The sequence below is a fragment of the Flagellimonas aurea genome, from assembly GCF_017313785.1.
Classification (GTDB): domain Bacteria; phylum Bacteroidota; class Bacteroidia; order Flavobacteriales; family Flavobacteriaceae; genus Flagellimonas; species Flagellimonas aurea.
Map to the genome: position 1 here is coordinate 1 of NZ_JAFLNL010000004.1, position 14,851 is coordinate 14,851.

The following is a 14,851-nucleotide window of genomic DNA, read 5'->3' on the forward strand; positions in this document are numbered from 1 at the left end:
AAAAAGTTTTTGCCGGTACCGTAAACCAAAAAGGAAGCTTTCAGTTTGTAGCTGACCGGGTGGGAGGGGAGACCCTTTTGTCCCAGATCATCAAGATGGTGCAGGAAGCACAGGGGAGCAAAGCGCCCGTACAAAAATTGGTGGACAGGATTGCCGGTATTTTTGTTCCCGTGGTAATGACGATTTCAGTGGTGACATTTATCACCTGGATGTTCCTGGGAGGTGAGGACGCTTTTACCCATGCACTGTTGACCGCAGTTGCCGTATTGGTAATAGCTTGTCCTTGTGCGCTGGGTTTGGCAACCCCCACAGCCATCATGGTGGGAATCGGCAAGGGGGCCGAACACAATATCCTCATCAAAGATGCGGAAAGTTTGGAGTTGGGTTACAAAGTGAATGCCATTGTTCTGGATAAAACGGGTACCATAACTGAAGGAAAGCCTGTGGTGACCGATATGGTCTTTGCGGACCATGTGACCGATCACAGGGCCCTGGAGCAAATTTTATATGCCATGGAAGGACAGTCCGAACATCCCTTGGCTGAAGCCGTGGTCTCCTTTTTAAAAAATAGAAAGGTAAATCCGGTCGAAATTTTGAACTTCAATAGTATTACAGGAAAAGGTGTTCGCGCTGAGGCATTGGATGGAACCCAATACCTTGTGGGCAATCATAAGTTGATGGTCGAAAAAGGAATCGCCATGGATGACAACCTGGGGCACATGGTCGAAGGGTTAGAGCAGGAGGCCAAAACGGTCATATACTTTGGCGGTGGAGGCAAGGTGAAGGCGATTTTGACCATTATGGATAGTATAAAGGAATCCTCAAAGGAAGCCATACGGGAAATGCAGGGGAATGGTATGGAAGTTTACATGATGACCGGTGATAACAAGATGACCGCCGAAGCCGTATCACAACAGGTGGGTATCAAAAGCTATGAAGCCGAAGTACTCCCATCAGAGAAAGCTGATTTTGTGAAAAGGCTTCAAGAAAGTGGAAAGGTGGTCGCCATGGTGGGCGATGGTATCAATGATTCGCAGGCACTTGCCCAAGCAGATGTCAGTATCGCGATGGGCAAAGGGTCCGACATTGCCATGGATGTCGCGAAAATGACCTTGATCACCTCTGATTTAAATGCCATTCCCAAAGCGTTGAAGCTCTCCCATAAGACCGTTATAGGTATAAGGCAAAATCTTTTTTGGGCCTTTATATACAATATCATTGGAATTCCTATAGCTGCAGGGCTGCTGTATCCGATCAATGGATTTTTGTTAGATCCGATGATAGCTGGTGCCGCTATGGCTTTTAGCAGTGTATCGGTCGTATTGAACAGTTTGAGGCTTAAAATGATTAAACTATAGTAATTTTCTAATTTAAAATCGATGAACATGAGTACATTACAATTCAAATCAAATATTAAGTGCAGTGGGTGTGCCAATACCGTAAAACCATTTTTGGATAAGGTGGATGGCGTGACCGATTGGTCTGTTGACTTTGCCTCCCAAGACAAATTGTTGACCGTACAGACTACAAGTGCTACGGAAGAGGAAATCACTTCTGCTGTTGAATCGGCTGGATATCATTTGACCAAGAAATAAAGGAATGTCCAGAAGAATATATTAAATGGTTCGAATAGGGTTGGGGGTTACCTTAATCCTATTCGGGTTGTATAAGTTTATTGGATTTTTCTACACAACTTCGGTATAGGCATGGTCATTGGTAGTATTGAAAACATCGTAAGATTCAGGTATCACTGCAATCAAAACCTCTAAACTTGATTGTGTCCATCATGTAAGGTGGACCAGTAATGGCTTGGCTGGAACACTGGTGGCAAAAATCTAAATCTTGTAATTTATACAGCTAGTTTAAAAATGACAATCAAAGTTCTTATTATATCTGCTTGTCGATAGGCCGAATAGATGCTTAACTTGTTTGTGATGAGCTTTTGAACTCACAAAAATTCCTTTGTCTATTTTGATTTAAAATTAAATAAAACAAGATGGTGTGGTTTGATTTTAAATATCGATATTTACGTTGTGAAAATCATTATTTCACACGAAGATGTCCTATGGGATGTCCTATTTTGGGAAAATCGACATAATATTCTGGATATTAATGGGTTAGCACCTCGTCAAGAGGTCAGTCATCCCGACTTATCTTATTTAAGTAAAATCAAAACACTGTTAATCTTATGATTTTCAGTGTTTTGTATTTTTAGGCATATCGTTTGAGTTCATTTAAAACCATATAAAAGGTGTAGAGTTCGTTGAATGAATGGGATGAAAATAAGGGAGGGCTCCATGGTTTGACCTTCAGGGGTAGTTTGTCGAACTTACTATATTTTGGGCCTTTTACTGATGATATAACAAATTGAAAATCAAAGATATATCATATCGATTGCTGCCTATTTTTGTTCTGTTTTGAAATGGACCAAAACGACTTTAAGTTTCATTTTATTTTAAAACTATACAGGTAAGGGGCTCTATGGGCTCCCCCGGTAAATAGCTTTTCATGACGGACCAAGTTTTTTGTAGCCAGCATCCTCCGTTGGAATGCGGTACGCTTGAAGGTTTCGCCCATTATCTTTTCATAGGCATTCTGCAATTCTTTCATGGTAAATTTTGTAGGAAGCAGATTCATGCCCAACAATTTTTTATCGAGATTTTCACGCAGGGTTTCAAGTGCTTTTTGGACAATTTCCTCATGGTCCATCATCAATGGGGGAAGTTCATCCAATGAATACCACTCAATACTGTCGGCCAAAGGATCAGGAATGGGATTGACTTCTTCAAAATTGATCAAGGCATAATAGGCGATGGAAATAAACCGGTCCAATAGCCATTCATGTGCCTTGATGTCCAATCCATTCATTTCCAATATTCGCTCCATGGCTTTGGAATCAAATCTATCGAGGTTTCCGAAAGTATGGAACTGCTCCAAATAAAGGTCTTCTATTCCTGTACGCTCCATAACACCTTTGGTGACAGCATCTTTGAGACTTTCGTTTCGTTTTACAAAACCTCCAGGCAAAGCGAATAAGCCGGTGTTTTGATATTCCAACACCAAAATTTTTAACTGCTTTCCATTGAAACCAAATATGACAGAATCAAATGCGATATGGGAAAGATAGTCTTCCTTTTTAGGCCCCTGTGAATGTTTGTCAGTGTTCAAAATAGATTTTTTGTAAATAAAGCATGAAAAGTCGAAAAAACAAAGTATTATTGTAACAAACTGTTACAATAACAAAGAGAACAAACGCACAATGAAGAAATTAGCTATCAACTTAATAATTTTATTAGGATTTGGCATAAGTGCTCATGCACAGAACACTAATGCCTTTCCAGTCCAAGTGAAACTGAAAAACGGGACAATTGAAGGACTTTATGATACACATTCGGGCATCCAAAAGTACTTTGGGATTCCCTTTGCAAAACCACCTGTAGGGGAACTTCGCTGGAAAGCTCCCCAACCTTTGGATACATGGGAAGGTGTTAAGGAAACCAAAGCATTCGGTCCTCGACCCATACAGGCCATGGTGTTCGGGGATATGAAATCCCGATCGGAAGGCTTGAGCGAGGATTGCCTGTACCTTAATGTATGGACACCTGCCAAGCACAGTGAAAAAAATCTTCCTGTTTTGGTCTATTTCTATGGAGGAGGAAACGTCGCTGGAGATGCATCCGAGTATAGATACGACGGTGAGAGTATGGCCAAAAAGGGCATTGTGGTGGTGACCACCAATTATCGCTTGAATATTTTCGGGAATTTAGCACACCCTGAACTGACCGCAGAGGCCCCGTACAAAGCATCCGGTAATTACGGTCAATTGGACCAGAACATGGCCCTCAAGTGGGTACAGGAAAATATTGCAGCATTTGGAGGCAATCCCGAGAAAGTGACCATTGCAGGAGAGTCTGCAGGTTCCATAGGCGTGAGTGTACAGATGGCCTCCCCCTTGTCAAAAAGCCTGATTGCAGGGGCAATAGGGGAAAGTGGAGCGGCCATTGCACCGACGATGGCCCCTGTTTCCTTGGAAGAAGCGGAGAAACAAGGGATGCAATTTCTTGAAAGCGCAGGTATAGAAAGTATATCAGCATTGAGAAAACTGAGCACACGTGAGATTTATGAAAAGTACAACGACTCCAAAAGATTTGGTTTCCCCATGGTAATTGATGGCTATCTTCTGCCCAAAACTCTACCTGAAATTTTTGCTTCGAAACAACAGGCCCAAGTGCCTTTATTGGTTGGATGGAATTCTGCAGAAATACCAGGTATGGCATTTACGCAGGGACCGATCACAAAAGAGACTTTTGTAGAAAAGGTAAGGCAAAACTATCCCAAAAAATATGAAGAATTTTTGGAACTCTACCCTCATGGTACGTCCACGGAAGTAGAATGGGCAGCGACCAATCTCGCATCCGATAACTTTATAGTTTACAGTACTTGGAAATGGTTCGATTTGCACCGTAAAAACTCAGACCAACCGGTTTATCGATATCTATACAGTAAGATACGTCCACCTTTGCGGGACCAAAGCAAAGTCTCAGGATTGGCGGGCGGAACCGTAGAAAGGGATTCCGGAGCACCTCAAATGCCCAAAGCAATCGGGGCGCCACATGCCGCAGAAATCGAATATGCTATGGGCAATTTACATCTTGTGGATGATTATGCCTGGACCGCCGATGATTATAAAGCATCCGCCACCATGCAGGAGTTCTTTGCGAACTTTATTAAAACAGGTGACCCCAATGGTGGGGAGCTTCCTACTTGGGATGCCGCCAAAGCAAATGATGGTAATCCTCCTGTAATGGTCATTGATACCAAAAGCGAATTGATCAAAGCATCGAACGATGCTCGCTATAACTTTTTAGACCAAGTTTATAAAAATTGATTCTCTTTACTGGAATAGCGATTACTGTGGTATTGCTGGCACTTATCCTTTCTAAAAAGGTAAGTGCCCTTTCCGCTTTGATTCTGGTCCCAATCATTGGTTCGTTGATGGCTGGCTTTGGTCTGGATACCGCAGATTTTGCCATACAAGGCATCAAAAATATTGCCCCGGTGGTCGCCATGTTCGTCTTTGCCATATTGTTTTTTGGTGTTTTGACCGATGCTGGGATGTTCGACCCAATCATCAATACCATCCTTAGATTGGTGGGGCGCAATCCAGTAAAGATTACCATAGGTACGGCCATTCTTTCAATGATCGTTCACTTGGACGGTTCTGGAGCGGTCACTTTTCTCATTGCCGTTCCAGCCATGTTGCCTCTTTTTGAGGAGCTCAAAATGGACAAAAGGGTATTGGCCTGTGTTGTTGCCCTTGGTGCAGGAACAATGAACCTGGTGCCCTGGGGCGGACCTACCATTCGGGCAGCTACGGCACTACAGGTCGAGATAACGGAATTGTACACTCCTGTAATGATACCCCAATTGTTCGGAATATTGTTTGTTTTGGTCATTGCATGGTATTTAGGCTCAAAAGAGGCTAAAAGACTCCAACTGGGTTCCATTGATGATGATAAAGTTGATGGCTATCAGAAAAAAGTTTCAGAAGAAGAAAAACGTATAAGAAGACCTCGATTGTTCTGGTTCAATATCTTGTTGACCATTGCAGTGATTGTATTGCTGATCAGGGGTATTGTCGCCCCTGCACTGCCATTTATGCTAGGTACCATAATTGCCTTGATGGTAAACTATCCAAACCTCAAAGATCAAGCTTCCCGGATAGATTTCCATGCAAAAGCATCCCTTTTGATGGCAAGTATCCTACTGGCAGCGGGTGTCTTTACCGGTATCATGACAGAATCCGGTATGATTGCTGAAATGGCAAGTGCAATGGCTGATGTAATTCCTGATGGTGCAGGGGAACAAATTCCGCTCATCATGGCAGTCACTAGTATGCCCTTGAGCTTTGTTTTTGACCCAGATTCCTTCTATTTTGGATTTTTGCCAGTCATATCGGAAGTGGCAGGTCAATTTAATGTAGAACCCATTAGTGTGGGTCAGGCCGCCATATTGGGGCAAATGACCACTGGGTTTCCATTGAGCCCATTGACAGCAACGACATTCTTGCTCATCGGTTTGGCGAAAGTGGATTTAGCGGAGCATCAGCGGTTTACTTTTAAATATGCATTCGGTGCGACCATTGTTATGACCATTGCATCTATATTGATAGGAACTATTCCCATATAAAGTATGATACCAGAAAAAATTATTCGCATTGGGTCGGGAGCAGGGTATTCGGGTGACCGGATAGAACCTGCTGTGGACCTGATAAAAGAGGGCAATTTGGATTATATCATATTCGAATGTCTTGCAGAGCGAACCATTGCCTTGGCACAATTGCAGAAAATGCAGGACCCTGAGCTGGGATATGACCCCTTGTTGGAAGAACGAATGAAGGCCTGCTTGGCGCATTGTGTCTCAAAAAAGGTTAAACTTATCAGCAATATGGGTGCGGCCAATCCATTGGCAGCAGCAAAGAAGACCGCAAAGATTGCCCAAGAACTTGGTCTAACCAACTTAAAAATAGCCGCCGTGTTCGGGGATGATGTTATGTCCATGTTGGATTTCAGTACACAGACCTTTTTGGAAAGCGGCGAATCCCTATCGGTTTTAGGAAATAAAATCATTTCCGCCAATGCTTATATGGGCGTTGAGGGAATTTTAATAGCATTGGAAGAAGGAGCTGATATCATATTGACAGGAAGAGTGGCCGACCCTTCCTTGTTTTTGGCTCCACTTATCCATGAATTCGCTTGGTCAATGGATGACTATCCTCTCTTGGGAAAAGGAACGGCCTTGGGACATTTAATGGAATGTGCAGGCCAGATATGTGGTGGCTATTTTGCCGATGGAGTAAAAAAACAAGTTCCGAACTTGGGCAATCTGGGGTTTCCCATTGCAGAAATAAACAACGATAGCTTATTCCATATTACCAAATTAAAGGATTCGGGTGGTATGGTGACAACTGCAACCTGTAAAGAACAATTGTTGTACGAGGTGCATGATCCTTCCGCATATTTGACGCCTGATGTGGTTGCGGACTTTTCCAATATAACATTAAAGGAGATAGAAAAGGGCAAAGTTGAAGTTTATGGTGCTTCGGGAAAGGCATTGACCGGAAAGCTGAAGGTTTCGGTGGGGTATCACGATGGTTACATGGCTGATGCGCAAATAAGTTATGGTGGGAGCTATGCATTGGAAAGGGCCCAATTGGCCATTGAAATTGTCAAGGAGCGACTTAGAACCAAGAATCTCGAAGTAGAAGATATTCTTTTTGATCTTATCGGAATCAATAGTCTTTTTAAAGAATATACTTCAGACATCTACCCTCAAGAATTACGATTGCGCATAGCGGCTAAAACCAAAACTAAGGAAACAGCCGTAAAATTGGTCAATGAAGTGGAAACACTCTATACCAATGGTCCGGCAGCAGGTGGTGGTATCTCCAAATTAGTTACGGAGGTCATAGCCATTCAATCCATTTTGATAGACAAAAAAAAGGTGGTGCCAAAAGTTGAATATTTTAAAAGTTAACCAATGAAACTTAAAGAGATTGCACATTCTCGAACAGGAGATAAAGGAGATATGGTAAATATCTCTGTGATCGCCTTTGATGAGAAGGATTATCCCATAATTCAAAAAAAGGTGACCGCCGAAAAAGTAAAGCTGTTTTTGGGTGAAACCATACAAGGCGAAATAATACGGTATGAGGTTGCTACACTGGGCGCAATCAATTTTGTAATGCACAAAGCCCTTAGGGGAGGGGTCACCCGTTCGTTGCGATTGGACAAACACGGCAAAACATTGTCCTCTATTCTGTTGGAAATGCCCATAAATACTAACGATTAAAAGCAAATTGATGAAAACATTTTTACAATTCACATTGATGATTTTCGCCTTCCATGTAATGCATGCGCAATCTGGAACGGGGAGTATTGTCATTGATTCCATTTATTCGGAGCATTTGGTGAATGATTTTGGAGAGAACCCTACCCGGAAAGTCGGGGTATACCTTCCACCTAACTATGGAACAGAAACCAAAAAATATCCGGTCATCTATTTTTTGCACGGATTTTATGGCGACCATACCATGTTGGAGCCTATGAAGGAAATTTTGGACTTTGCCATAACCACTAAACGTATTCGACCCTTTATTCTGGTGATACCCGACCAGAAAACAACTTATGAAGGTAGTTTCTATTCCAATTCAGAAATTTTTGGAAACTGGGAGGATTTCACGGTAGAGGATTTGGTTGCCTACATGGACGAGAATTATCGTACCATACCCAAAAAGGAAAGTCGTGGAATAACCGGGCATAGTATGGGCGGTTATGGAGCCTTGAATATTGCCATGAAACACCCCGATGTGTTCAATACAGTATACGCCATCAGTCCAGGAGCTCTGGCCATAGTTAGGGAATATGGACCTAACAGCGACACCTTTAAGGAACTATCTGAAATCTCCACCTATGAAGGATTGGAAAAAACCTACTTTGGAAAAGTAATGGTGGCATTTGCACGCTCATGGTCTCCGAATCCCAAAAATCCACCTTTTTATTGCGATTTTCCATTTGGATACGAAGATGGGGAATTGGTCATACACCAAGAAATACTCAAAAAATGGCACGATAATATGCCGTTTTACAATCTTGAGAATTACATAGACAACTTGAAAAGTTTAAAGGCCATCAAAATGGATTGGGGGCGTAATGCGGGTGAAAGGTTTACGCAACAATGTAAAATGTTCAGTATTAAATTGGAGAATCTAGGCATTGATCATTTTGCAGAAGAATATATCGGAACCCATGTGAACAATATTTACACGAAAGATGGCCGTATTCCACAACAGGTGTTGCCCTTTTTTGAATATTATCTGGAATTTAGATAAAGGCAATAAGTTTGTAGGTAAAATTAGGATTTCAATATTCTTTACACTTAAGTAATTCATCAAACCGATTTTTCCAAAAAGTCATCTATCATCCATTTCTGAAATTATCTACGAAAACCATTTCGAAACCCTGTTGATTAATTATGTAATTTGTAAATATCTGTAAAACAATATGTTGTGTGGTTTCTTTTGAGCGGTTCAATTCAAGCCGAAACAGTCTTGCTTTGGATTGTTTTAAATTAAAGAACACTTTTGAGCCGGGCATTTTTTATATTTAACCATATAGTTCAACAATTAACTTCCATGTATTATATAGGTATTGATTTGGGCAGTTCTTCAATAAAGATTGCACTTGTCGAAACGTCCACAGGTAAAAAAGTAACGGTCGTACAGGAACCGGAAGAGGAAATGTCCATGATGGCCATAAAACCAGGTTGGGCGGAACAAAGCCCTGAACTTTGGTGGGAATTGGTATGTAAAGGGATTAAAAGAATTTTAAAGGATCATAAGATATCGCCGGCCAATATTTCAGGGCTTGGAATTGCGTATCAAATGCATGGACTTGTTATTGTGGATACCGAAGGTACGCCACTAAGAAATTCCATTATTTGGTGTGACAGTCGTGCCGTGGAAATTGGTAATCGCGCCTACAAGGAAATGGGCGAGGAAAAGTGTGATACCAGATTATTGAACGCTCCGGGAAATTTTACCGCATCCAAATTAGCCTGGGTCCGCGAAAATGAGCCACAAGTTTTTGATAAAGTCTATAAGTTTATGCTGCCCGGCGATTATATAGGGTACAGACTGACCGGTAAAATAGCTTCAACCATATCAGGTCTGTCAGAGGGGATATTTTGGGATTTTGTGGAGAACCGGGTTTCCAAAGAAGTTCTTAATTATTATGGAATTCCAGAATCTATGGTTCCGGATACTGTAGATACCTTTGGGAACCAAGGAGAGGTGTCCAAAGAAGGCGCACAACAAAGCGGTTTATTGGAAGGTACGCCAATTTTGTATCGTTCAGGGGACCAGCCCAACAATGCACTGTCCCTTAACATTTTTGAACCGGGTGAAGTGGCTGCCACAGGCGGCACTTCGGGAGTGGTGTATGCCATAACGGACAATCTCTCGGTTAAGGAAAGCTCACGGGTCAATAACTTTGCCCATGTCAACTATCGTCCGGACACTCACACTAGAATAGGAAAGCTGCTATGTATCAATGGGTCCGGTATACAATATAGATGGCTTCTGAACAACCTGGATGTAGCCTCCTATGAAGAAATGAACGGTTTGGCATCGGAAGTAGAGATTGGTTCGGACGGACTCAGTATAATTCCGTTTGGCAACGGAGCCGAACGTATGTTGAACAACCAAGATATTGGAACCCGTATCTTGAATCTTGATCTTAATAGACACTCAAAGGCACATCTCTGTAGGGCCGCCTTGGAGGGGATTGCATTTTCCTTTGTATACGGTATGGAAATCATGAGTTCGGATGGCGCAAAGGCAAAGGTGATACGGGCAGGCAACGATAATCTATTCAGGTCGGCCATATTTGCCGGTACCATTGCCACCCTGATTCAAGAAGAAATAGAAATATACAATACAACGGGCGCCATAGGTGCGGCCAGAGCATGTACCATATATGAACATGGCCATGAAAAGTTTACATCTTATATGAACAACGACCATGTGATGACCTACAGGCCCCTTGACAACAAGGAGCTCTATCAAAAGGCATATGAGAATTGGAAAAATGAACTACAACTAATATTAAAAACTAAAAAATAATGGCACATTTAGGCAGCAAAGAATATTTCACCGGAATAGGTGATATTAAATTTGAAGGAAAGGAATCCGACAACCCTTTGGCATTTAAATTTTATAACCCGGACCAAGTGGTGGCGGGCAAAACCATGAGGGAACATTTTAAGTTTGCCATGGCTTATTGGCATACGCTATGTGGAACAGGGGGGGACCCTTTTGGGCCCGGCACCAAACAGTTTCCATGGTCTACGGATAAAGACCCAATTAAAGCAGCAAAGGATAAGGCCGATGCCGCTTTCGAATTTGTGACGAAAATGGGGTTCGATTATTATTGCTTCCATGATTTTGACCTAGTGGATGAGGCAGATTCTTTGGCCGAATCCGAAAAACGACTGTCTATCATAGTGGATTATTTGAAGGAAAAGCAATCTGCCTCTGGGGTAAAATTGCTCTGGGGAACCGCCAATTGCTTTTCAAACCCTCGTTACATGAACGGTGCAGCTTCCAATCCCAATTTTGATGTACTGGCCTATGCCGGTGCACAAGTAAAAATGGCTCTGGACACTACTATTGCACTTGGCGGTGAAAATTATGTTTTTTGGGGAGGTCGTGAAGGATACATGTCTCTATTGAACACGGATATGAAACGGGAGCAGGACAATATAGGGCGATTTTTGGGCATGGCTCGGGACTATGCACGCAAGCAAGGTTTCAAAGGAACTTTCTTTATCGAGCCAAAACCGATGGAACCCACAAAACATCAATATGACTTTGATGCTGCAACCTCTATCAATTCGATACGGGAATACGGATTAGAGGATGATTTTAAGCTCAATATTGAAGTAAACCATGCCACCTTGGCACAACATACTTTTCAACACGAACTACAGGTTGCAGCCAATGCCGGGATGCTAGGAAGTATCGATGCTAACCGTGGTGACTATCAAAATGGTTGGGATACCGATCAGTTCCCCAATAATGTGCTAGAGGTAACCGAAGCCATGTTGGTTTTCCTGAAATCTGGAGGATTGCAAGGCGGAGGTGTCAATTTTGACGCCAAAACACGAAGAAACAGTACCGATTTGGAGGATATTTTCCATGCCCACATAGGAGGCGCGGACACCTTTGCCAGGGCACTTTTGGCCGCTAACGCAATTATTGAGGAATCCTCATACGAAGAACTTTTAAGTCAAAGGTATGCATCCTTTCAAGAGGGTAAAGGAGCTGAGTTCAGCTCAGGAAAATTGGAATTTTCCGATCTTTTTAAGCATGCTCTGGAAACAGGTGAGCCAAAACAAATCAGTGGCAAACAAGAGTTGTTTGAGAACATTGTAGGGAGATTTGTCTAGTGTTCCAATAATTAAAATTCACGTTTATATTGACTGCCCATTGGATTTTTGAAATTCTTAATGGGCGGTTTATCTTTAGTTAAATTCCATTTGGAATGCTCCTGCCATAAAGGTGGTTTCGATGATATTAAATTGCTATCTTTTAGAGCTATATTTATGGTATCCATGAACAAGTTGACCCTAAAGGCCATTGCTGCCCATTTTAATGTATCTGTATCCACGGTTTCCAAAGCTATAAACGATAGCCATGAAATTAGTGAGGAGCTTAAGGTCAAAATCAGGAAATTTGCCAAACAAAACCACTATAAGCCCAATCGTGTAGCCCTCAATCTTTTAAATAGAAACACCAAGACAATTGGCGTGGTGATTCCTAATATTTTGAACTACTTTTTTGTCCAGGTCCTATTTGGTATAGAACAGGTTGCAGATGAAAGGGGATATAGTATTATTACCTGCAGTACCAATGAATCTTTAGGGAAAGAGGTTAAGATCCTGGATTTCTTATGCTCTGGGTCAGTGGACGGGGTTATTATTTCCACTGTTGCAGGAGAGGCTCAATTGTCCGAACATATTGCACATTTTCAAGAATTATTACAAAAGCAGATTCCATTGGTCATGTTTGATAGGGTAACCGAAATGATCGAGTGTGACAAAGTGGTCGTGGACGATATTGAGGCCGGTTACAAGGCCACAAAACATTTTTTGAAAACAGGGTGCCGCGCTTTGTCCATCATAAACCCCATCCCCAATTCCTCAATAGGCAGGTTAAGGATAGAAGGTTTTAAAAGAGCATTGGAGGAACAAGACATTCCTTTTGATTCAGATATGGTGGTATCGCTCGGAGCGGATGATGATCTAGAGCTAGCTATTTCACTTTCTTTGAACCTGAAAGAGCTAAATGGAATTTTGGTCTTTGATGAGATTACTACCGTTAAGGTAATGGACCTTTTGCGCTCCAAGGGCTTTTTGATACCAAAGGATATCTCTGTAATCGGGTTTACCAACGGAGAACTATCAAGATACGCCAGCCCACCAGTAACAATGATTAGTCAGCATGGGCGTTTTATCGGGGAGACCTCAGCCAATAAATTGATTGACAGGATCGAGGGAAAGGACGATAAAGCGAAGTTTGAAACTAAGACTATAAAAACAAGTCTTGTGGTAAGGCAATCCACCCTTAGTATGGAACAACAAAATTCTTGAACTATAAGCGAAGAATATTGGGATGATGGAATTTGCAAAGGCTCTGTTTATTAGGCTAGTTTACCTTTCAATAATTAGTGACAAACGTTTCATCATCAACAATAAAAATAATTCAGGTAAGGGCCATTGCCCCGAGTAAAATCTGAAGCATACTGCGTTTATTGGTAGTGTCATACATGTATGTGATATCCAGCTGAGTAATCGGTTTTTCATAAGATTGTATATGCTGTTTTGATTGCCGATATTCTCACAAAAATCAAGAGAACAATAATGCTCTCCTGAATTGTAGGGTATGATTATTGGGCTGCTTTGATATCTCCATTGGCTTATTTAGATGGATTCACATTATTTTTATAAACCTTTCCATCCTTCATTACAAAGACCACATTATCCATGGTGGAAATAAAATCATTTTCCAAGTTCCCTTTTACTGCAATAATATCCGCATATGCCATAAGACTTATTGTGCCAATGTCCATTTCCTTATTTAAGTGCATCGCGGAAATATAAGTGGCAGACTGTAGAATATCAAGGGGTTTCATGCCGGCCTCAAAATAGTTTCGCAGCATATCCTTGGATGATTTACCACGACTGACTCCCATTTTGGTATAATTATCGGAACCTGCCACAATGGGAACTCCTTTTTCAATGGCTGTCATTAACCTCTTTTTTCCTTTATTGATGTATCCACCCACCCAATCCATGCTATTGAGGTCATCACCTATTAATTTGGCGTAAGTTTCCATATAAGACCTGCTGTTTTCCGTGGGAACAAGAAAAATCTTTTTTTCAGCCATAAGTGTCAATGTAGAATCGGTTAAGTTGAATCCATGTTCAATACCATCCACACCAGCCTCTATGGCATTTCTTGCAGATTCATTGGTAATGCAGTGTGCTGTTACAGTGAGGTCATATGAATGGGCCATTTCAACTATGGCAGACATTTCTTCCACGGTCAAAAATGCTTTGTTGGGAAGGTTGTCCGCACAAATTTTAATGAGATCCACATTTTGGTTAATGTGTTCCCGAACAGCATTTTTTGCATCTTCAGAAGATTTAATGATTCTATATTCCAGATCAATAATATTTTGATGTTGATGCGTTACTCCATAAACTTGACCTCCAACCGCACTTAAAATAGGGCCGGCAGCAAAGATTCGTGGACCATCAATGGTTCCCTCATTAATTGCATCACGAAGGGCCACATCCAAATACAGTCCAGAATTGCCCAAATCCTTAATACTGGTGATTCCTTCCTCTAGATAGCTTTCTGCTCTTTTGGCTCCCCGTAAAGCCCGTAATGCATCACTTTCCATGGTAAGAGTCTGTATACTGTGACCTGCAAAATCTTCATTGGCCTCTTGGGAAAAAAGAACATGGGTATGGGCATCAATCAATCCGGGGAGAACTGTATAGTCGGACAGGTCAATTACCTTTTTGTCATTGTCCATTTTACGGAACCCTGTAATGGATTTTATTGTGGAGCCTTGAATATGAATAATCTTGTTGGGCAATAATTGATTGCTCTTACTGTCATACAAAAGGCCGGCCTTGATGTAAACATCACTTTGTTGCCCAATTGACTTGGTGTAAGGGAATAAGACAATCAGTAGGAAAATAAATAGTACTCTGGTCATGTCCA

At 41.8% G+C, this 14,851-nt stretch carries 12 protein-coding genes; 10 read left to right on the plus strand and 2 right to left on the minus strand.

All coding sequences use genetic code 11. The annotated features are described in order from the left end of the window. Both J0656_RS08280 and J0656_RS08285 read left to right on the plus strand, forming a co-directional pair. Positions 1–1,358 (plus strand): heavy metal translocating P-type ATPase (locus J0656_RS08280; protein ID WP_207032834.1); only part of this gene is annotated, 1,358 nt, incomplete at its 5' end. 27 nt (positions 1,359–1,385) lie between these two features. Further along, the gene (locus tag J0656_RS08285) at positions 1,386–1,595 is read left to right on the plus strand and encodes a heavy-metal-associated domain-containing protein (protein ID WP_051947607.1); all 210 of its coding nucleotides are present in this window, start codon (positions 1,386–1,388) and stop codon (positions 1,593–1,595) included. 850 nt (positions 1,596–2,445) lie between these two features. Here the strand turns inward: J0656_RS08285 and J0656_RS08290 are convergent. After that, on the minus strand, positions 2,446–3,168 hold the full coding sequence (locus tag J0656_RS08290; RefSeq protein WP_207032835.1) for an NUDIX hydrolase: 723 nt from the start codon (positions 3,166–3,168) through the stop codon (positions 2,446–2,448). A 91-nt stretch (positions 3,169–3,259) separates the two neighbouring features. On the opposite strand from J0656_RS08290, the gene J0656_RS08295 reads away from it, so the two are divergent. The 8 genes from J0656_RS08295 (at position 3,260) to J0656_RS08330 (ending at position 13,209) form a co-directional block, all read left to right on the plus strand. Beyond that, on the plus strand, positions 3,260–4,888 hold the full coding sequence (locus J0656_RS08295) for a carboxylesterase/lipase family protein (RefSeq protein ID WP_207032836.1): 1,629 nt from the start codon (positions 3,260–3,262) through the stop codon (positions 4,886–4,888). After that, complete coding sequence (locus J0656_RS08300) at positions 4,885–6,189, plus strand: CitMHS family transporter (RefSeq protein WP_237688893.1); 1,305 nt, start codon at positions 4,885–4,887, stop codon at positions 6,187–6,189. Before J0656_RS08295 ends, J0656_RS08300 begins: the two co-directional genes overlap by 4 nt. A gap of 3 nt (positions 6,190–6,192) precedes the next feature. Beyond that, complete coding sequence (locus J0656_RS08305) at positions 6,193–7,536, plus strand: acyclic terpene utilization AtuA family protein (RefSeq protein ID WP_207032838.1); 1,344 nt, start codon at positions 6,193–6,195, stop codon at positions 7,534–7,536. Between the two features lie 3 nt (positions 7,537–7,539). Beyond that, positions 7,540–7,851: an AtuA-related protein gene (locus J0656_RS08310; RefSeq protein ID WP_207032840.1), complete on the plus strand. Its 312-nt coding sequence runs from the start codon at positions 7,540–7,542 to the stop codon at positions 7,849–7,851. Between the two features lie 10 nt (positions 7,852–7,861). Further along, positions 7,862–8,890: an alpha/beta hydrolase gene (locus tag J0656_RS08315; RefSeq protein ID WP_207032842.1), complete on the plus strand. Its 1,029-nt coding sequence runs from the start codon at positions 7,862–7,864 to the stop codon at positions 8,888–8,890. A gap of 303 nt (positions 8,891–9,193) precedes the next feature. After that, positions 9,194–10,681 carry a xylulokinase gene (locus J0656_RS08320; protein ID WP_207032843.1) on the plus strand — a complete coding sequence of 496 codons (1,488 nt, stop codon included), beginning with the start codon at positions 9,194–9,196 and terminating at the stop codon, positions 10,679–10,681. After that, entirely contained in the window at positions 10,681–12,006 is a 1,326-nt protein-coding gene (gene xylA, locus J0656_RS08325; protein WP_207032844.1) for a xylose isomerase, read from the plus strand. Before J0656_RS08320 ends, xylA begins: the two co-directional genes overlap by 1 nt. A 165-nt stretch (positions 12,007–12,171) precedes the next feature. Then, positions 12,172–13,209: a LacI family DNA-binding transcriptional regulator gene (locus tag J0656_RS08330; RefSeq protein WP_207032845.1), complete on the plus strand. Its 1,038-nt coding sequence runs from the start codon at positions 12,172–12,174 to the stop codon at positions 13,207–13,209. Positions 13,210–13,535: 326 nt separating this feature from the next. On the opposite strand, the gene J0656_RS08335 is transcribed toward J0656_RS08330, so the two are convergent. Further along, the gene (locus tag J0656_RS08335; protein WP_207032846.1) at positions 13,536–14,846 is read right to left on the minus strand and encodes a metal-dependent hydrolase family protein; all 1,311 of its coding nucleotides are present in this window, start codon (positions 14,844–14,846) and stop codon (positions 13,536–13,538) included. Positions 14,847–14,851: the final 5 nt, after the last annotated feature.